The following is an 18,401-nucleotide window of genomic DNA, read 5'->3' on the forward strand; positions in this document are numbered from 1 at the left end:
GGCGGCGCCCGCCCCGGCGGCGCCCGCCCCGGCCACGCCGGCCGCCGAGCAGTCGGCCCCTGCCCAGCAGGCGCCGGCACCCGAGGCGGCCCCGGCCACCGACCCCTCCCCGTCCGCGCAGGGAGCAGCCGCGGCCCCCGCGCAGCGCGACGCCGACGCCACGCCGCCTCCCGCGGAGCCGGGTCACCCTGCCCAGCAGGCGCCCGCACACCCGGCACCGGCCGAGCCCGCCGAGCGGACGGGCGCCCGGGCGACCGAGGAGCCGGTGTCTCGTGCTCAGCAGGTCCCCACCGGGCCGGCCCCCGCCGAGCGTCCGCAGGGCGAGCCCGCCCGCGAGGCCGAGGAGCCGCCCCGCCAGTCCTCCGCCGCCGCCCGTGGGCCGGCGGACGCTCCCGAGCGCACGGGGCGGCCGGAGCCCGCGCCGCAGTCCGACCTTGCGGCCGAGCGTCCGGCCGCGGCAGGGACCGGCGGCCGCCCGGAGGGCCGTCCGGCCGCGGCTGCGTCCGACGGTCCCCGCGAGCAGGCGCCGCCCCGACCGGACACGGGCTGGGGCAGTGCCCCGACGGACCCGCCCGCGCCGCCGAGCAGCGCCGTGCCGAGCAGCGCCGCGCCGGCCGCAGCCGCCTCGGCGGGTGCGGACGCGGACCTCATCCGGCGCCGGTGGCCCGAGGTGCTCTCCACCCTCGCGCGCTTCAAGCGCACCACCTGGGCTCTGGTCTCGCAGAACGCGCAGGTCGGGGAGGTCTCCGGTGGCGTCCTCCACCTCGCCTTCGCCACCTCCGGGCTGGCGCACACCTTCGGCAGCGGCGCCCACAGCGAGCACCTCCAGCGCGCGTTGCTCGAGACGCTCGGCGTCCAGCTGCGCATCGAGCCGGTGCTGAGCCAGGCGGCCGAGGGTGGCCGGCAGGGTGAGGCTCCCTACGCCGCGCCCGCACCCGTGCCCACCACCGGGTGGGGCGCGCCGGAGCCCGACCCCGGTACCGACGCGTGGGGGGAGCCGGCGCCCGAGCCCCCACCCTCCTCCGCCTGGGGGAGCGAGCACGCCGTGCCCACGCCCCCCGGCCCCGACACCCGTGCCCCGCGGTCCGCCGCGTCGCCCGCGTCGGCCGGGTCGCCGTCGTCGTCCGTGTCCGGGCGCGAGGGGTCGGCGCCGCAGGGGCGTGCCGCCGCCCCGCACAGCGCGCCGTCGGCCCCCGAGGCGCCCGCCGCCTCGCGGATCGCGCCCGCCGACGACGTCCCGAGCATGGACGACCCGGACGCGGAGCACTCCGGGCTCGTCGGGGCGCCGCTCATCGAGCGGATGCTCGGCGGCACGATCATCCACGAGGAGTAGCCGCGCCGGCCCCCGCCGCCCCGGTGTCACCGGGGGGACGTAGGCTGTCCAGGTGTACGAAGGCGCGGTGCAGGACCTCATCGACGAGCTCGGTCGACTCCCCGGGATCGGGCCCAAGAGCGCCCAGCGGATCGCGTTCCACGTCCTCGCGGCCGAGGCCGCGGACGTCGAGCGGCTCGCGCACGTCCTCACCGAGGTCAAGAGCAAGGTCCGTTTCTGCGAGGTGTGCGGCAACGTCTCCGAGGGGGAGCGCTGCCGGATCTGCCTCGACCCCCGCCGCAGCGACGACGTCCTGTGCGTCGTCGAGGAGGCCAAGGACGTCGTCGCCATCGAGCGCACCCGCGAGTTCCGCGGGAAGTACCACGTGCTCGGCGGCGCCATCAACCCGATCAACGGGATCGGCCCGGACAACCTCCGTATCCGCGAGCTCATGACCCGGCTCGCCGACGGCGAGGTCACCGAGGTCATCCTCGCCACCGACCCCAACATCGAGGGCGAGGCGACCGCCACGTACCTCGCGCGCATGCTCCGTGGCATGGGCATCCCGGTCTCCCGGCTCGCGTCCGGCCTGCCCGTGGGCGGGGACCTCGAGTACGCGGACGAGATCACCCTGGGCCGGGCCTTCGAGGGACGCAGGAGGATCGATGCCTGAGAACGACACCCAGACCGCGGAGGTCGCCGACCTCCACGCCCTGGCCGGCGCGATGGCCGCCGAGTCCGAGCGCTTCCTCGAGACGGTCACCCAGGTCGCCGCCGGCGCGCACCCGGACCTCGCCATCTCCCTGCTCCTCCTCGCCCTCTCCGACCTCAGCGCCGCAGGGTCCCGGCTCGGCGCCGTCACCGACGTCGTCCCGCCGCAGCGCTTCGAGCCCGACGACGGCGAGGAGCCCGACGCCGACCCCCTCCGCCTCGGCCTGGCGAACGTCTTCGACGGCCTCGACGAGTACCGCGAGGTCCCCGACCCGTTCGTCGACAACGTCTCCGTGACCGGCATGCTGTCCGCGGACGTCGCCGAGGTCGCTCTCGCGCTGCGCCGTGGGCTCATCCACCACCGCGCCGGGAACGTCATCGAGGCGCTGTGGTGGTGGCAGTTCTCCTACCTGTCCAACTGGGGTGACCGCGCGGCGGCCGCGCTGCGCGCCCTCCTGTCGGTGCTCTCCCACGTCCGCCTCGACGTGCCCGCCGACGTCGCCGCCGACGCGGAGTTCGACGCCCTCCACGGCGGCCACAGCTAGGGCGCACGTACCGCCGACGGGACACTTACCGGCAGGATGGGCGGGTGCCTCTCGAGCTGGACCTCCTCGGTCTCGTCCTCCTGCTGCTCGCCGGCTTCACGGCCGGCTGGGTGGACGCCGTCGTCGGGGGCGGTGGCCTCATCCAGCTGCCGGCGCTCCTTCTCGTCCCCGGGATCAGCCCGGTCCAGGCGCTGGCGACCAACAAGGTCGGCTCGATCATGGGCACGTCGGTCAGCGCCGTCACCTACTACCGGCGGGTGGGTCCGGATCTGCGGACGGCGGCGCCCATGGCCCTGGCCGCGCTCGCCGGTGCCTTCGGCGGGGCGGTGCTGGCCGCGCAGATCCCCTCCGAGCTCTTCACCCCGCTCATCCTCGTCGTCCTCCTCGGGGTGGCGGCCTGGACGATCGCCCGCCCGACGATCGGCGCCCAGACCGACCTGCGCTGGAGCGGCCGGGGGCACCACCTGGCCGCCGCCGGGCTCGGCCTGGGCATTGGGGCCTACGACGGGCTGCTCGGCCCGGGGACCGGCACCTTCCTCGTCATCAGCCTCGTCTCCGTGCTCGGCTACGCCTTCCTGCCGGCCTCGGCGCTGGCGAAGATCGTCAACTTCGCGACGAACGCCGGCGCCCTCATGTTCTTCGTCCCCCACGGGGCGGTGCTCTGGGGCCTGGGGCTGGCCCTCGGGGCGGCCAACCTCACTGGCGGCTACCTCGGCGCGCGGATGGCCGTGGCGCGGGGCAGCGGCTTCGTGCGGGTCGTCTTCCTCGTCGTCGTCCTCGGCCTCATCGCGCGTCTCGGCTGGGACGTGCTCGGCGGGTGACCGTTGGCACAGTCTTTCCACTCACCGGACACGCAGATGACCGGGATCTGAGATCGATCTAGACTGTGCTGCGTTCTCGGGGCCGCGCCCCCTCCCGGCCGGCTCCACCTGTACCCAACCAGCGGAGCCCTCTCGTGCCCCTTGTCGTGCAGAAGTTCGGCGGATCCTCCGTCGCCGACGCCACCGCCATCAAGCGCGTCGCGAAACGGATCGTCGAGACCAAGGAGGCCGGCAACGACGTCGTCGTGGTCGTGTCGGCCATGGGGGACACCACCGACGAGCTGCTCGACCTCGCCGCCTCGGTCACCACCACGCCGTCCGAGCGCGAGCTCGACATCCTCCTCACCGCCGGGGAGCGCATCTCGATGGCGGTCCTCGCGATGGCCATCACCGAGCTCGGCGTCCTTGCCCGCTCGTACACCGGCCAGCAGGCCGGCGTCCTCACCGACGCCGCCCACGGCAAGGCCTCGATCGTCGGCGTCGTGCCCGAGCGCATCGCCCGCACCGTCCAGGACGGCGGCGTCGCGATCGTCGCCGGCTTCCAGGGCGTCTCGGAGACCCAGGACGTCACCACCCTGGGCCGCGGCGGCTCCGACACGACCGCCGTCGCCCTCGCGGCAGCGCTGAACGCCGACGTCTGCGAGATCTACACCGACGTCGACGGCCTGTTCACCGCCGACCCGCGCATCGTCCCCTCCGCCCGCCAGATCACCTCGATCACCAGTGAGGAGACCCTGGAGATGGCGGCGCACGGCGCCAAGATCCTGCACCTGCGAGCGGTCGAGTACGCCCGCCGCTACGGGGTGCCCATCCACGTGCGATCCTCCTTCTCCTCCAAGAGGGGGACCTGGATCGGCCACGACGACTCCCAGAGCGAGGAGAGCAGCATGGAAGACCCGATCATCGCCGGGGTCGCCCACGACCGCAGCCAGGGCAAGATCACCGTCATCGGGGTCCCCGACGTCCCCGGTGCCGCCGCCCGCCTGTTCGCGGTCGTCGCCGGCGCCGGTGCCAACGTCGACATGATTGTCCAGAACGTGTCGTCCGCGGCCACCGGGCTCACCGACATCTCCTTCACGCTGCCCGAGGCCGACGGCGAGGCCACCCTCGCCGCGCTGCGCGCCGCCGCCGGGGACCTCGGCTACGCCGACCTGCGCTACGACGACCAGATCGGCAAGCTCTCGCTCGTCGGCGCGGGCATGCGCTCCCACCCGGGTGTCTCCGCCAAGCTCTTCGGCGCGCTCTTCGACGCCGGCATCAACATCGAGATGATCTCGACCTCGGAGATCCGCATCTCGGTCGTCACCCGCGCCGACGTGCTCGACGACGCCGTGCGCGCCGTCCACACCGCGTTCGACCTGGACAGCAGCGAGTCCGAGGCCGTGGTCTACGGAGGGACGGGACGATGAGCACGCCCGCAGCAGACCGCGCCGGCGTCACGCTGGCCGTCGTCGGTGCGACCGGACAGGTCGGCGCCGTCATGCGCCAGATCCTCGAGGACCGCGACTTCCCGGTTGCCACCATCCGCTACTTCGCCTCGGCCCGCTCGGCCGGCACGACGCTGCCCTGGAAGGGGCGGGACGTCGTCGTCGAGGACGTCGCGACGGCGGACCTCAGCGGCATCGACATCGCCGTGTTCTCCGCCGGCGGGGCCACCTCCAAGGAGCACGCGCCGCGCTTCGTCGCGGCCGGCGCGCTCGTCGTGGACAACTCCTCGGCGTACCGCAAGGACCCGCAGGTGCCGCTCGTCGTCTCCGAGGTCAACCCGCACGCCCTGGCGGATATCCCCACGGGGATCGTCGCCAACCCCAACTGCACGACGATGGCCGCGATGCCGACGCTCAAGGTGCTCCACGAGGAGGCCGGCCTCAAGCGGCTCGTCGTCTCGACGTACCAGGCCGTGTCCGGGTCCGGCGTCGCCGGGGTGCGTGAGCTCGACACCCAGGTGCGTGCCGCCGTCGAGCAGGACACGACGGCGCTCGCCCAGGACGGCGCGGCCGTCACCCTGCCCGAGCCGCGGACCTACGTCGCCCCGATCGCCTTCGACGTCGTCGCCCTCGCGGGCAGCATCGTCGACGACGGCAGCGAGGAGACCGACGAGGAGCAGAAGCTCCGCAACGAGTCCCGCAAGATCCTCGACCTGCCCGGGCTCGCCGTCTCCGGCACCTGCGTGCGCGTGCCGGTGTTCTCCGGCCACTCCCTGTCGATCAACGCCGAGTTCGAGCGCCCGATCTCCCCGCAGCGGGCCCGTGAGCTCCTCGCGGACGCCCCGGGCGTCGAGCTCGCCGACGTCCCGACGCCCCTGGAGGCGACGGGCAAGGACGCGACCTTCGTCGGTCGCATCCGCCAGGACCAGAGCGTCGAGGACGGCCGCGGGCTGGCCCTGTTCGTCGTCGGGGACAACCTGCGCAAGGGCGCGGCGCTCAACACCATCCAGATCGCCGAGCTCCTGGCCGAGAAGCTCCTCACCGCCCGCTGACGTCGCAATTGGTGAGCTGACCGACGCCCGCCTGCCGGGACGCGTCGGTCAGCTCACCAGTTGGTGGGTAGGGGGGCGAGGTGACGGCTCACGAAGTCGAGCTGCACCCGCATCTGGGCGAGCCGCTCGTCGGTCACGTGCGTGCCGTGGCCACCGCCGTACTGGTAGAGCTCGACGACGCCACCCCGCTCCCGGAGCGCGGTCTCGTAGCGCTGGACCTGCCGCAGCGGGCAGCGCGGGTCGTTGAGTCCGGCCAGCAGCAGCACCGGCGCCCGGACGGCGTCGACGTAGGTGATCGGGCTGGCGGCGGCATACGCCTCGGGCACCTGCTCCGGTGAGCCGCCGAGCAGCGCCCGGTCGACCGCCTGGAGGGTGGCGAGCTCGTCCTCGTAGGCCGCGACGTAGTCGGCCACCGGGACGTCGGCCAGGCCGAGCGCCCACCGGTCCGGCTGGGTCCCCAGGCCGAGCAGCGTGAGGTACCCGCCCCACGACGCCCCGGCGAGCACCGAGCGCCGCGGGTCGAGCGTCCCCGCCGCCACGAGACGGTCGTGGACGGCGGCGATGTCGGCGAGCTCGGCGCGACCGACGTCGCCCTCGATGGCGTCGCGCCACCGGCTGCCGTAGCCGGTCGAGCCGCGGAAGTTCACGCTGAGGACGGCGAAGCCGTGGTCGACCCACGCCGCGAGGGCGGGAGAGAAGGAGTCGGTGCGGTGGTCGTCCGGGCCGCCGTGGACGTCGACGACGACGGGGTGCGGCGCGCTCCCCGTGACAGGGAGCCGGAGAAGGGCGTGCACGTCCCCACCGGGCCCCGGCACGTCGACGTCGCGCACCCCGACCGACGGGCGGGGCCGCGGCCCCACCGGACGCAGGAGCACGGCCCCCGTCCGCGTCGTGCGGACGCTGGGCGGCTCGGCGGCCGACGACCACGAGTACCAGACATCACCGTCGGGGCGGGCCGTCGCGCCGTCGACCGTCCCGTCGGCCGGACCGACGAGGCTGCTGCGCCCGGTGCGCAGGTCGTGGCGGTGCAGGCGTGTGCGCGCGCGGTGGTCGACGGCGAGCAGGACGGCGTCCCCGGACGAGTACCACGTGGCGTCGGCGACCTCGCCGTCGACGTCGAGGGCGAGCTCGCGCCACGCGCCGCTGAGCACGTCCCACACCGCCGCCCGCGGGGTGCCCGTGCGCTCGTGGAGGACCAGCAGGCGGGAGTCGCCCGGGACCGGGGGGAAGTCCAGCGCCCACAGCCCGCGCCCCGGCCCGTCGCCGAGCTCCACCACCGTGGCGCCCGTGTCCGCCGACAGCACCCGCAGGGCGGGGTGGCGCGGGTCGCCGCCCTCGGCGTGGCTCACGACGAGGAGGTTCCCGTCGTCGCTCAGTGCCGCCGCCTCGGCGTCGTGGTCCCCGGCGTAGAGGAGGACGGGCGCCGACGCGGGCCAGTCGGGGAAGACCTGGTGGATCGTCGTGCCGACGTCCGGGTCGGTACGGCCGACGACGCCCGTCCCGTCCCGCGCGAGGTGCAGACCCGCCTGGTAGGCGGGCGGCAGGGGGAGGGGTGTCTCGGGCCGGCCCGGCGGGGAGCCGAAGGGCTGACGCCGCCACGTGCCCCACTCGTCGCCGTCGGTGTCGTCGAACCACCACAGCCAGCGCCCGGCCGGGTCGATCGTCGCATCGGTCGTGCCGGCCGGACGGTCCGTGGCGGCGACGAGCCGGCCCGTGCCCGTCTCCCACGAGTGCACCTGGGGGCGCCCGTCGACGGTGGCGATGACGCACGCGCGGCCCGGTGCGTCCGGTGCCCACTCGGGCACCTCGACCTCCGGCGCGCGGAATCGCTGCTCCCAGGCAGGGGGCGGCCAGCCGCCCGCCGAGCTCCGCCCGGCGCGCGTGCGCCCGTCGCGGGAGCGTGACAACCTCGACATGTGCCCAGCGTAGGTCGGCGGCGCGGGCGCGAGACGGAATAGTTGACGGCGCCACGTGTTGACCCGCAGACAACCCCGATCGACAGGAGTGAGCATGGCAACCACCGACGTGACCGCGACGACCCTCGAGCAGACCATCACGGACAACGACATCGTCCTGGTGGACTTCTGGGCCGACTGGTGCGGTCCCTGCAAGCAGTTCGCGCCGGTCTACGAGAAGGCCTCCGAGAAGCACGAGGACATCGTCTTCGCGAAGGTCGACACCGAGGCCGAGCAGCAGCTCGCCGCGCAGGCCGGCATCACGGCGATCCCCACGCTCATGGCCTTCCGTGAGGGCGTGCTCGTGTTCTCCCAGGCCGGCGCCCTGCCCGGCCCGCAGCTCGAGCAGCTCATCGACCAGGTCAAGGGCCTGGACATGGAGGAGGTCCGCGCCAAGGTCGCCGAGGCGCAGGCCCAGCAGGCCTGAGACACCCCCGGCCGCGTCCACGCCGTCGCCCCTCGCGCGGCGGCGGACGCTGCCACCGTCCCGGTGAGGTGAGATGAGACGCGTGTCGTGGGGCGTCGCGGCGCTCGCGACGGCGGCCGCCCTGCTGGGCGCCGCCCCGGCGTCCACGCCGGCGCCCGACCCAGAGCCCCGTGACGCCTGGGCAGCACTCCGGATCCACGGCGGAACCGGCGTGGTCGACGGCATCGACCGGCCTCGCGACGCCGACGGCGGCCGCGAGCGCTGGCGCCCTCCGGCCAAGACCCCCACCCTCACCTTCCTCGCCGAGCAGGGCGGGCTGTGGCGCACGGACGTCCCGCACGACGCCGGTGGGCGCCTGCGCACCGTCCCCGGTGCCACCGCGGCCCCCCACGAGGCCGATCGTGTCGTCACCGTGCGCGTGGAGGTGGAGACCGGGCTGGGGGTGGACGGGCGCGAGTTCGCTCGTCAGGTCATGGCCACGCTCAACGACCCGCGCGGCTGGGGGCACGACGGTTCCGTGGTCTTCGCCCGCACCGACGGTGAGGCGGACGTCGACCTCACGCTCGCCTCACCCGCCACCACGGACGAGCTGTGCGCGCCGGTCGACACCGGCGGCACGGTCTCGTGCGGGCGGGTGGGCTACGCCGTCCTCAACGCCGTCCGCTGGGCGCAGGGCGCCGAAACGTTCCTCGAGGCCGGCGGGACGGTCGCCGAGTACCGCCACTACCTCGTCAACCACGAGGTCGGGCACGTGATCGGCCACGGGCACGTGGCCTGCCCCGCTCCCGGCGAGCGGGCCCCGGTCATGGTCCAGCAGACCCTCGGCCTGGGCGGCTGCCTGCCCAACGGGTGGCCCGCGGGCTGATCCGCCCCATGCGCCGCGGAGACGGCGAAGGCCCGGAACCTTGCGGTCCCGGGCCTTCTACCGGTCGGGGTGGCGGGATTCGAACCCACGACCTCCTCGTCCCGAACGAGGCGCGCTACCAAGCTGCGCCACACCCCGGTAAAGCCAGATCAGGATAGCGGAGCACCTGCCCGGGAGTGAAACCGGCACCCCGCCGTGTGAGGCATGTCGCTACTCGCGCGCCACGAGCTGGAGGAGGCTGACCTCGGGCCGGCACGCGAAGCGCACGGGCGTGTACGGGGAGGTGCCCATCCCCGCCGAGACGTTGAGCCAGGCCGACCCGTGCCCGCCGGGGGCGTCCGGCCGCGGCCCGGGCCACCCGTGCAGGCCGCTCGCCCGCTCCCGGTCGAGGTCGCAGTTGGTGACCAGCGCGCCGTAGCCGGGGACGCGGAGCTGGCCGCCGTGGGTGTGACCGGCGAGGATCAGCCCGCACCCGTCGTCGGCCATCTGGTCCAGCACACGCGTGTACGGGGCGTGGGACACCCCGACGTGGAGGTCGCCGTGCTCGCCGCCGGGCGTGGGGACGCGGTCGCGCTCGAGGTGGGGGTCGTCGACGCCGACGAAGGTCAGCCGCTGCCCGGCGACGTCGAGACTCCCGCGCGCGTTGGTGAGGTCGAGCCAGCCGCCCGAGCCCAGCACGTCGACGAGCTCGTCCGTGGGCAGTGTCTGGGGTTCGTCGCTCGTCGTGCTGCGTCGCGAGGAGGGCAGGAGGTAGCGGGCCGGGTTCTTCGGCTGCGGGCCGTAGTAGTCGTTCGAGCCGAGGACGAACACGCCGGGCACGGTGAGCAGCTCACCGAGGGCGAGCTCCACGTAGGACACCGCCCGCTGGTGGGCGAGGTTGTCCCCGGTGGAGACGACGAGGTCCGGCTCCAGGTCGGCGAGCCGGCGCACCCACTCCTGCTTGAGCCGCTGGGAGGGCGTGAGGTGGAGGTCGGAGACGTGCAGGACCCGCAGCGGCCGGCTGCCGGGCGCGAGCACCGGCACCACGTGGTTGCGCACCGTGAACAGCCGCGTCTCCGTCACGGCCCAGGCGAGGCCCCCGACGGCGGACAGCGCGGCTGCCCCCGCCAGTCTTCCCAGCGCGCTCAGCCTCGACCACCGCTGGTGTAGATCGTCACCGTCTCCCCGCGTCGGGCGCTGCTGCCCGCCTCCGGGACGGTCGCCACGGCCAGGCCCTGCGGCCAGCCGGAGTTGACCGGGTAGCCCATGGTCGTGTTGAAGCCGGCGTCCTCGAGGGTCTCACGGGCGTCCTCGACGGTCTGCCCGCCGATGCTCGGGACCCTGACGAACTCTCCGCGCACGACCGTGGAATCCGCGTCCTCGAACTCCTCGATCGGCATGTCCTCGGTGGCCTCGAGCATGTACTCCTTCCACGTCGGTGCCGCGATGAGACCGCCGTAGACGCGGTCGCGCCACACGCCGTTGATGACCTCCTCGCCCATCGTCTTGTCGGCGTTCGCGTGCCCCATCCACACGGCCGTGGCCATCTGCGGGATGAAGCCGATGAACCACGCGTGCATGTCGTCGTTCGCCGTGCCGGTCTTGCCGGCGGACGGCCGCGGGGGGATCCGCGCCGTGGAGCCGGTGGAGTCCCACTCGGGGCCCATGACGGCCTGGAGGGCGTGGTTGGTGCCGTTGACGACGTCCTCCTCGAGCACGCGCTGGCAGTCCGACGGCGGGACGGGGATGTCCTCACCGTTGCGGTCGGCCATGCTCGTGATGGCGACGGGCTCGCAGAAGACGCCGCCGGCCGCGAGCGTCGCGTAGGCGTTGGCCATCGACAGCGGGGTCACCGTGTTCGAGCCGAGGACCATCGCCGGGTTGCTCTGCAGCGGCGCGCCCGATCCGGTGCGCACCCCCATGTCGGCGGCGATGCCGGTGATGTCGCACAGGTCCAGCTGCTGGGCCATGACGACGAAGGAGGTGTTGATCGATGTGCGGGTGGCCTCGAGCACGGTCTCGACGCCGCCGCCGAAGCCCTCGAGGTTCTTCGGCTCGTAGTCCCCGCCCGGCCGGAAGGCGGGGTTGTCCGGGTCGTCGCAGGAGATCTCCCACGTGTCGCGGGGGAAGACGCGGTTGGCCGAGTTCACCCGGTCCATGAGCGAGCGCCCCTCCTTGAGCCACTGGACGAGGGTGAAGACCTTGAAGGTGGAGCCGGACTGGAAGCCCGAGCCGCCGCCGTGCGACTGGCCGACGTTGTAGTTGACCTGGGTGGCGCGGGGGTCGTCCTCGGAGGCCATCCCGTACCGGGTGTTCTGGGCCATCGCGTAGATCCGGCCGGTGCCCGGCTCGATCGAGGACAGCGCCATCGAGATGCCGGACTCGTCGTCGACCGGGACCGAGTCGGTGACGGCCTCGAAGGCCGCCTCCTGCTTGTCGGGGTCGAGGGTCGTGTGGATCTCCAGGCCCCCGCGGTTGAGCAGCTGGCGGCGCTCCTCCACCGACTCCCCGTAGGCCTCGTTGGCGAGGATCTCGTTGACGACGTACTGGCAGAAGTAGGCGGCGTTCCCGGCGACGGCGCAGCCGCGGGGCGTGTCCTGGACGTTGAGCATGTCCGGGACGGGGATCGCGACGGCCTCGTCGTACTGCTCCTGGGTGATGACGTCGAGGGAGCGCATCCGCCCGAGCACGGTGTTGCGGCGCTGCTCGGCGTTCTCCGGGTTGTTCACCGGGTCCCACTTGGCGGGGTTCTGGGTGATGCCCGCGAGCAGGGCCGACTCCGGCACGTTGAGGTCCGCGGCCGCCTTGTTGAAGTAGTGGTGCGCGGCGGACTCGATGCCGTACTGCGAGGGCCCGAACTGGGCGATGTTGAGGTAGCCGGTGAGGATCTCGTCCTTGGACCGCACCTTCTCCAGGGCGATGGCGAGCCGGGCCTCGCGCAGCTTGCGGGCGATGCCCGCGGCGCCGTCGGTCTCGGTCGCCGCCTGGTAGAGCTCCGGGTCGTTGCTGACGCGGCTCTCCTCGACTTGGATGTTCTTCACGTACTGCTGGGTGAGCGTGGAGGCACCCTCGAGCTCGCCGCCGCCGACGTTGCGGGCGACGGCTCGCATGATGCCCTCGGGGTCCACCCCACCGTGGTCGTAGAAGCGGTGGTCCTCGATGGCGACCACGGCGTCCTTGACGTGCTGGGAGATGTCCTCGAAGCCGACGACGACGCGGTTCTCGGCGAAGAACACCGCCATCTCGTTGCCCTGCGCGTCGAACATGACGCTCTGCTCCGAGGGCTCGTCGATCTCGAGCTCGGTGGGGATGTCGCTGAACAGGTCGGTGGTCGCGTTCCCCACGGCGCCGACGGAGCCGACGGCGGGGAGGAGCAGTCCTGCGGTCAGCACTCCTCCCGCCACGGCGATCAGCAGGAACGCGATCATCATGGCGACGAGCTGGACGGGGCGGACGGCGCGTCCGCGCGGCGTGGGACGTGAGGCCATTGCTCCAGGGTACGGCGCGCGGTCCGAGCAGGGGGGCAACGGTGGGGCACGTCACCGACTTTGCCCCGGGTTATGGACATCCAGCATGTGACATGTGACGATTTCGTCAAGGTCACGATTGCGCCCTCTGTCTTCAAACTCTCCACTACGAAGGCTAGCGTCGGGACACGGACAAACGGCAACGATGCCGTAGAACGCAGGAGGTGGGGCATGAGCACTCACGACGACCAGACGTGGGCGGCGAGGGCCGCGTGTCGAGCGATCGAGCCGGACGAGCTCTTCGTCCGCGGCGCGGCGCAGCGGGCTGCCCGGGAGCTGTGCTTCCGCTGCCCGGTGCGGATGGAGTGCCTGGCCGACGCGCTGGACGCCCACGTCACCTTCGGGGTGTGGGGCGGGCTGACCGAGCGGGAGCGCCGTGCGCTGCTGCGTCGCTACCCGGAGGTGCACTCCTGGGCCGACCGTCTCCAGGACGAGGAGGACGACATCATCGCCGAGCTGCACGCCGACCGTGCGCCGCGCATCCTCGCCAAGATGCGGCAAGCCTAGGATGGCGGCATGACGACCTGGGAGTACGCAACCATTCCTCTGCTCATCCACAACACCAAGGCGATCCTCGACCAGTGGGGCGCCGACGGCTGGGAGCTCGTCCAGGTGGTGCCGGGGCCGACGCAGAACCCCGTCGCCTACCTCAAGCGCCCCAAGGCATGAGCATCGCCCGGCGCCTCCACGAGCTGGGTCTGACCCTGCCGCCGGTCGCGCCGCCCGTCGCGAGCTACGTGCCCGCCGTGCGTCACGGTGACCTCGTCTGGACCTCGGGCCAGCTGCCCATGGTCGACGGCGCGCTCCCGCTCACCGGCAAGGTGGGCGACGGCGAGGGGCTGGTCGCGCCGGAGCGGGCGACCGAGCTCGCCCGGGTGGCGGCACTCAACGGCCTCGCCGCGGTCGCGGCGAAGGTCGGGAACCTCGACGCCGTCGTCCAGGTGGTCAAGGTCGTCGGCTACGTCGCCAGCGACCCGTCCTTCACGGGGCAGCCGGGCGTCGTCAACGGTGCCTCGGACCTGCTCGGGGAGATCTTCGGTGAGGTCGGGCGTCACGCCCGGAGCGCCGTCGGCGTCAGTGCGCTCCCGCTCGACGCGCCCGTCGAGATCGAGCTGGTCCTCGCCGTCGCCTGACGCACCCCTCCACATGCCGAGAGCCGAGTTGTCCTCGGGACAGCTCGGCTCTCGGCGTGTGCGGCGCGAGTGCCGGGTCAGCGCGCGCGGCGCTTGAGGCGCTCGAGGTCGAGGATCTGCACGGCCCGGCCCTCGAGGCGGATCCAGCCGCGGGAGATGAAGTCGGCCAGGGACTTGTTCACCGTCTCGCGGGAGGCGCCGACGAGCTGGGCGAGCTCCTCCTGGGTGAGGTCGTGGGCGACCCGCAGGCCGTCGGGGGTCTGCTCGCCGAAGCGGACCGACAGGTCGAGCAGCGCCTTGGCGACGCGGCCGGGGACGTCGGAGAAGACGAGGTCGGCCAGGGCCTCGTTGGTCCGGCGCAGGCGGCGGGCCAGCGCACGCAGCATGTGCTTGGCCAGCTCGGGCCGCGTGTCGAGCAGGTGCATGAAGGGGTCGTGCTGGAGCTCCAGCAGTCGGCTGGTCGCCACGGCGCTGGCCGTGGCGGTCCGCTCGCCCGGCTCGAAGAGCGTGAGCTCGCCGAGCAGCTCGCCGGGGCCGAGGATGGCCAGGAGGTTCTCCCGGCCGTCGGTCGAGCGGTGCCCGAGCTTGATCTTGCCCTCGATGACGAGGAAGAGGCGGTCGCCGGGGTCACCCTCGTGGAAGAGGGTCTCCCCGCGACGCAGGCTCACCTCGTGCATGGCCTCACGCAGGGCCGCTCGAGCGTCGTCGTCGAGGGAGGCAAAGAGGGGCACGGAGCTGATCGCGGAGTCGTCCACGTTGCTTCCTTTTCACGTCGGTGTCGGCGGCCGGGCCGGAGCCCATGGCGCCCATCCTGCCACTGCGAGCAGGCTGCCGCCCGTAACCTGGGCCGGTGAGCACCGACCTGCCGCTCGCCGAGCGTGGCCCGGCCCCCGCCGTCGAGGTCGACGACGTCCTCACCGAGGAGTGGCCGGACGCCCGGTGCGAGCTCGACTTCACCTCCCCCTTCGAGCTCCTCGTCGCCACCGTCCTGTCCGCCCAGACGACGGACGTGCGGGTCAACGCCGTCACCCCGTCGCTGTTCCGGCGGTGGCCCGGACCGGCCGAGCTGGCGGCCGCGTCCCAGGCCGAGCTGGAGGAGGTGCTGCGGCCGCTGGGCTTCTTCCGCGCCAAGGCGACCTCGCTGCGCGGTCTCGCGGCTGCGCTGCTCGCCGACCACGGCGGGCAGGTGCCCGCGGACCTCGATGCGCTCGTCAGGCTACCGGGAGTGGGACGCAAGACGGCCAACGTCGTGCTCGGCAACGCCTTCGACGTCCCCGGGATCACGGTGGACACCCACGTGGGGCGGCTGGCGCGCCGCCTGGGCTGGAGCGGGAACAAGGACCCCGTCAAGGTGGAGCGGGACATCGCCGCCCTCGTGCCGCCGGAGCGGTGGACGATGCTGTGCCACCGGCTGATCTTCCACGGGCGCCGGGTCTGCCACTCCCGCCGGCCCGCCTGCGGAGCCTGCGTGCTCGCCGGTGTGTGCCCGAGCTACGGGGTCGGGGAGACCGACCCGGAGGTCGCCGAGGGCCTCGTGCGACGTCCGGACTGACGCTGGTCAGTTGGGGAGGGAGGCGAGGAAGCCGAGGAGGAGGTCGGTGACGTCGTCGGGAGCCTCCTCGGGCAGCAGGTGCCCGGCCCCCGGGACGACGGCGGTGCGCAGCGGGACGCGCACGTGCGCCGAGTCCCCCGCGAAGGCGGCGGCCGGGGTGAAGCGGTCGGCGCCCCCACGCACGCTGAGCACCGGCACGCTGACCGCGCGGGCCATGGCCGCGAGGTAGCGGCGGCCGTCCGGGCGCGGCGTCGAGCGCACGAGCCAGCGCAGGTGCTCGAGGCTCGTGTGGGCGACCGACGGGAGGCGGACCGCGGCCTGGTAGGCACGCAGCTCCCCGGGCGGAATCGCGCGGCCGGGCGCGGACAGGTCGGTGAGGACGCGGGTGACGAGGTCCCCACGGCGCAGGGCGTGCTCGGGGAACCACGGCACCTGGACGCGGGCGAGGAAGGCGCGGGCCCGCGCGCCGAGGTGGTTGCGCGGTCGCAGGAGCGGCACCGGGTGGGGGGCGCTGAGGACGGCGACGGCGCGGGTGACGCGCGGCTCGAGCACCGGCATCGACCACGCGAGCAGCCCGCCGAAGCTGTGGCCCACGATGACCGCCCGCTCGCGGCCCAGCGACCGGATGACGCCGCCGACGTCCGCGGTGAGCACCGGCGTCGCGTGCCCGCCCGGCGGCTTGTCCGAGCCGCCGAAGCCGCGGATGTCCATGGCGGCGACGCGGTAGCCGGCGTCGGCCAGGGCCGTCAGCTGGTGGCGCCAGGCCCACCAGAACTGGGGGAACCCGTGGAGCAGGACGACGAGCTCACCGGCCTCCGGGCCCGCGAGCACGACGTGGAAGCGCGCACCGTTGGCCGGGACGAACCGGTGCTCCCACGGTCCGTCCTGCCAGACAACGCCCTGAGAACTAGCCACGAGGGGAGCCTAGACGCTCCGCCCCCACCCCCAACGTCGCAATTGGGGGGTTGCGCGACGCGGAAAGCGACTTCCAGCGTCAGCGGACTCACCAATTGCGAAGTTGGGGGGCGTGGGGCTACTTCTGCATGCCGGCGGTGATCTGGGCCATGACTGAGGAGTCGGCCAGGGTGGTCACGTCGCCGACCTGGCGGTTCTCGGCGACGTCGCGCAGCAGCCGGCGCATGATCTTGCCCGACCGGGTCTTGGGCAGCTCGGAGACGACAAGGATGGAGCGCGGCTTGGCGATCGGTCCGATCTCCTTGGCCACGTGCGCCCGCAGCTCGGCGATGTGCTCCTCGGCGCTCGCCTCGCTCGCGGCGGCGGCCGCCTCGCCGCGCAGGATGACGAAGGCGACGACGGCCTGGCCGGTCGTGTCGTCGGTGGCCCCGACGACGGCGGCCTCGGCCACCGTGGGGTGGGAGACGAGCGCGGACTCGATCTCCGTCGTCGAGAGCCGGTGACCGGACACGTTCATGACGTCGTCCACGCGACCGAGGACCCACAGGTCGCCGTCGTCGTCCTTCTTGGCGCCGTCGCCGGCGAAGTAGATGCCGGGGAAGCGGGACCAGTACGTGTCGTGGAAGCGCTGCTCGTCGCCCCAGATGCCCCGGAGCATCGCCGGCCACGGCTCGGTGAGGACGAGGTAGCCGCCCGAGCCGGGCGGGACGGGCTCGCCCTGCTCGTCGACGACCTCGGCGCTGATGCCGGGCAGCGGGGTCTGGGCGGACCCGGGCTTGGCCTCGGTGACACCGGGCAGCGGGGAGATCATGATCGCGCCCGTCTCCGTCTGCCACCACGTGTCGACGACGGGGGTGCGGTCGCTTCCGATGACGCGGCGGTACCAGACCCACGCCTCCGGGTTGATCGGCTCGCCGACCGAGCCGAGCACCCGCAGCGAGGACAGGTCGAAGCGGCCGGGCTCCTCCTCGCCCCACTTCATGCACGTGCGGATGGCGGTGGGTGCGGTGTAGAGGATCGTCACCTTGTACTTCTCGACGATCTCCCACCAGCGGCCCTTGTGCGGCGTGTCGGGGGTGCCCTCGTACATGACCTGGGTGGCGCCGTTGACGAGCGGCCCGTAGGTGACGTACGTGTGCCCGGTGACCCAGCCGATGTCCGCGGTGCACCAGTAGACGTCGGTCTCCGGCTTGAGGTCGAAGACGTTGCGGTGGGTGTATGCGGACTGGGCGAGGTACCCACCGGTCGTGTGGAAGATGCCCTTCGGCTTCCCGGTCGTGCCGGAGGTGTAGAGGATGAACAGCGGGTGCTCGGCCTCGACGTCGACGGGCGCGAAGTCGGTGCCCTGACGCGTGACGACCTCGTCCCACCACACGTCGCGCTCGTCGTTCCAGGCGACGTCCTGCCCGGTGCGCCGGACGACGAGGACCTTCTCCACCGGGGTGTCGCCGCCGGCCAGCGCGTCGTCGACGGCCGGCTTCAGGGCGCTGGCCTTGCCCCGCCGGTAGCCGCCGTCGGCGGTGATGACGACCTTCGCCGACGCGTCGTTGATGCGGGTGTGCAGCGCCTCGGCGGAGAAGCCGCCGAAGACGACGGAGTGCGGGGCGCCGATGCGCGCGCAGGCGAGCATCGCGACGACGGCCTCGGGGATCATCGGCAGGTAGATGGCCACGCGGTCACCGGTCCGGACGCCGAGCTCGGCGAGGGCAGCCGCGGCGCGGGCCACCTCGTCGCGCAGCTCGGCGTAGGTGATCGTGCGGGTGTCGCCCTGCTCGCCCTCCCAGTGGATGGCCACGCGCTCGCCGTTGCCGGCCTCGACGTGGCGGTCCACGGCGTTGTAGGCGGCGTTGAGCCTGCCGTCGCCGAACCAGCGGGCGCGGGGAGCCTCGGACCAGTCGAGGACCTCGGAGAAGTCCGTCGACCAGGTGAGGAGCTCGCGGGCCTGCTCCGCCCAGAACCCGAGCCGGTCGGCCGAGGCACTGTCGTAGAGCTCCGCTGTCGCGTTGGCCTGGGCGGCGAACTCGGGGCTCGGCGGGAAGCGACGCTCCTCGACGAGCAGGTTCTCCAGGCCGCCTGCCGCTCCCTCGGAGCCGGGCGCAGCGCTGGTGTGGTCAACCATGTTTCCTCCGGACGACATCGTTCGTTTCCATCGCCGTGCCCCCGGGTATGGCGGGGGTCAC

Annotated in this window: 17 protein-coding genes, 1 tRNA gene and 1 pseudogene; 12 read left to right on the forward strand and 7 right to left on the reverse strand. The window is 73.3% G+C overall.

The genetic code is table 11. From position 1 onward, the window contains the following. The 6 genes and pseudogenes from GD632_RS16045 to GD632_RS13320 all read left to right on the forward strand — a co-directional run. Positions 1–1,333 (forward strand): annotated as a pseudogene (locus GD632_RS16045) (hypothetical protein); the annotation flags it as partial. A 52-nt stretch (positions 1,334–1,385) separates the two neighbouring features. Beyond that, positions 1,386–1,985 carry a recombination mediator RecR gene (recR, locus tag GD632_RS13300; protein ID WP_152192703.1) on the forward strand — a complete coding sequence of 200 codons (600 nt, stop codon included), beginning with the start codon at positions 1,386–1,388 and terminating at the stop codon, positions 1,983–1,985. Beyond that, positions 1,978–2,568, forward strand: a complete 591-nt coding sequence (locus tag GD632_RS13305; RefSeq protein WP_152192704.1) for a DUF5063 domain-containing protein — start codon at positions 1,978–1,980, stop codon at positions 2,566–2,568. The genes recR and GD632_RS13305 overlap by 8 nt, the downstream gene beginning before the upstream one ends. Positions 2,569–2,612: 44 nt before the next feature. Further along, on the forward strand, positions 2,613–3,389 hold the full coding sequence (locus GD632_RS13310; protein ID WP_152192705.1) for a TSUP family transporter: 777 nt from the start codon (positions 2,613–2,615) through the stop codon (positions 3,387–3,389). Positions 3,390–3,523: 134 nt separating this feature from the next. Then, positions 3,524–4,798 (forward strand): aspartate kinase, encoded by a 1,275-nt coding sequence (locus GD632_RS13315; RefSeq protein ID WP_152192706.1) that lies wholly within the window; start codon positions 3,524–3,526, stop codon positions 4,796–4,798. Then, on the forward strand, positions 4,795–5,868 hold the full coding sequence (locus tag GD632_RS13320) for an aspartate-semialdehyde dehydrogenase (protein ID WP_152192707.1): 1,074 nt from the start codon (positions 4,795–4,797) through the stop codon (positions 5,866–5,868). Before GD632_RS13315 ends, GD632_RS13320 begins: the two co-directional genes overlap by 4 nt. A 53-nt stretch (positions 5,869–5,921) precedes the next feature. On the opposite strand, the gene GD632_RS13325 is transcribed toward GD632_RS13320, so the two are convergent. Then, entirely contained in the window at positions 5,922–7,784 is a 1,863-nt protein-coding gene (locus GD632_RS13325) for a S9 family peptidase (RefSeq protein WP_152192708.1), read from the reverse strand. A gap of 94 nt (positions 7,785–7,878) precedes the next feature. On the opposite strand from GD632_RS13325, the gene trxA reads away from it, so the two are divergent. Next, complete coding sequence (trxA, locus tag GD632_RS13330; protein ID WP_152192709.1) at positions 7,879–8,250, forward strand: thioredoxin; 372 nt, start codon at positions 7,879–7,881, stop codon at positions 8,248–8,250. A gap of 73 nt (positions 8,251–8,323) precedes the next feature. After that, on the forward strand, positions 8,324–9,115 hold the full coding sequence (locus tag GD632_RS13335; RefSeq protein ID WP_152192710.1) for a DUF3152 domain-containing protein: 792 nt from the start codon (positions 8,324–8,326) through the stop codon (positions 9,113–9,115). Positions 9,116–9,179: 64 nt separating this feature from the next. On the opposite strand, the gene GD632_RS13340 is transcribed toward GD632_RS13335, so the two are convergent. The 3 genes from GD632_RS13340 to GD632_RS13350 all read right to left on the reverse strand — a co-directional run bounded on the left by GD632_RS13340 (position 9,180) and on the right by GD632_RS13350 (position 12,582). Beyond that, positions 9,180–9,253, reverse strand: a tRNA-Pro gene (locus tag GD632_RS13340). A 72-nt stretch (positions 9,254–9,325) separates the two neighbouring features. Further along, positions 9,326–10,243: a metallophosphoesterase gene (locus tag GD632_RS13345; protein ID WP_152192711.1), complete on the reverse strand. Its 918-nt coding sequence runs from the start codon at positions 10,241–10,243 to the stop codon at positions 9,326–9,328. Continuing rightward, positions 10,240–12,582 carry a transglycosylase domain-containing protein gene (locus tag GD632_RS13350; RefSeq protein WP_152192712.1) on the reverse strand — a complete coding sequence of 781 codons (2,343 nt, stop codon included), beginning with the start codon at positions 12,580–12,582 and terminating at the stop codon, positions 10,240–10,242. The genes GD632_RS13345 and GD632_RS13350 overlap by 4 nt, the downstream gene beginning before the upstream one ends. A 210-nt stretch (positions 12,583–12,792) precedes the next feature. Here GD632_RS13350 and GD632_RS13355 point away from each other — a divergent pair, with 210 nt between their 5' ends. From GD632_RS13355 to GD632_RS13365, 3 genes are read left to right on the forward strand one after another with little or no spacing between them, the layout of a single operon-like run. After that, a complete protein-coding gene (locus tag GD632_RS13355) occupies positions 12,793–13,128 on the forward strand; it encodes a WhiB family transcriptional regulator (protein ID WP_152192713.1) in 336 nt (111 codons plus the stop codon). Positions 13,129–13,137: 9 nt separating this feature from the next. Continuing rightward, positions 13,138–13,290 (forward strand): DUF4177 domain-containing protein, encoded by a 153-nt coding sequence (locus GD632_RS13360; RefSeq protein WP_110851617.1) that lies wholly within the window; start codon positions 13,138–13,140, stop codon positions 13,288–13,290. Continuing rightward, positions 13,287–13,754 carry a RidA family protein gene (locus GD632_RS13365; protein WP_152192714.1) on the forward strand — a complete coding sequence of 156 codons (468 nt, stop codon included), beginning with the start codon at positions 13,287–13,289 and terminating at the stop codon, positions 13,752–13,754. The genes GD632_RS13360 and GD632_RS13365 overlap by 4 nt, the downstream gene beginning before the upstream one ends. Positions 13,755–13,831: 77 nt before the next feature. Here GD632_RS13365 and GD632_RS13370 read toward each other — a convergent pair whose 3' ends face one another. Continuing rightward, positions 13,832–14,509 carry a Crp/Fnr family transcriptional regulator gene (locus GD632_RS13370; RefSeq protein WP_226924870.1) on the reverse strand — a complete coding sequence of 226 codons (678 nt, stop codon included), beginning with the start codon at positions 14,507–14,509 and terminating at the stop codon, positions 13,832–13,834. Between the two features lie 95 nt (positions 14,510–14,604). On the opposite strand from GD632_RS13370, the gene nth reads away from it, so the two are divergent. Then, complete coding sequence (nth, locus tag GD632_RS13375; protein WP_226924871.1) at positions 14,605–15,306, forward strand: endonuclease III; 702 nt, start codon at positions 14,605–14,607, stop codon at positions 15,304–15,306. A gap of 6 nt (positions 15,307–15,312) precedes the next feature. Here the strand turns inward: nth and GD632_RS13380 are convergent, their stop codons facing one another. After that, the gene (locus GD632_RS13380; RefSeq protein ID WP_152192715.1) at positions 15,313–16,221 is read right to left on the reverse strand and encodes an alpha/beta fold hydrolase; all 909 of its coding nucleotides are present in this window, start codon (positions 16,219–16,221) and stop codon (positions 15,313–15,315) included. Between the two features lie 118 nt (positions 16,222–16,339). Continuing rightward, the gene (gene acs / locus GD632_RS13385) at positions 16,340–18,340 is read right to left on the reverse strand and encodes an acetate--CoA ligase (protein ID WP_152192716.1); all 2,001 of its coding nucleotides are present in this window, start codon (positions 18,338–18,340) and stop codon (positions 16,340–16,342) included. Positions 18,341–18,401: the final 61 nt, after the last annotated feature.

The sequence above is a fragment of the Georgenia satyanarayanai genome (genome assembly GCF_009193135.1).
Lineage (GTDB): Bacteria > Actinomycetota > Actinomycetes > Actinomycetales > Actinomycetaceae > Oceanitalea > Oceanitalea satyanarayanai.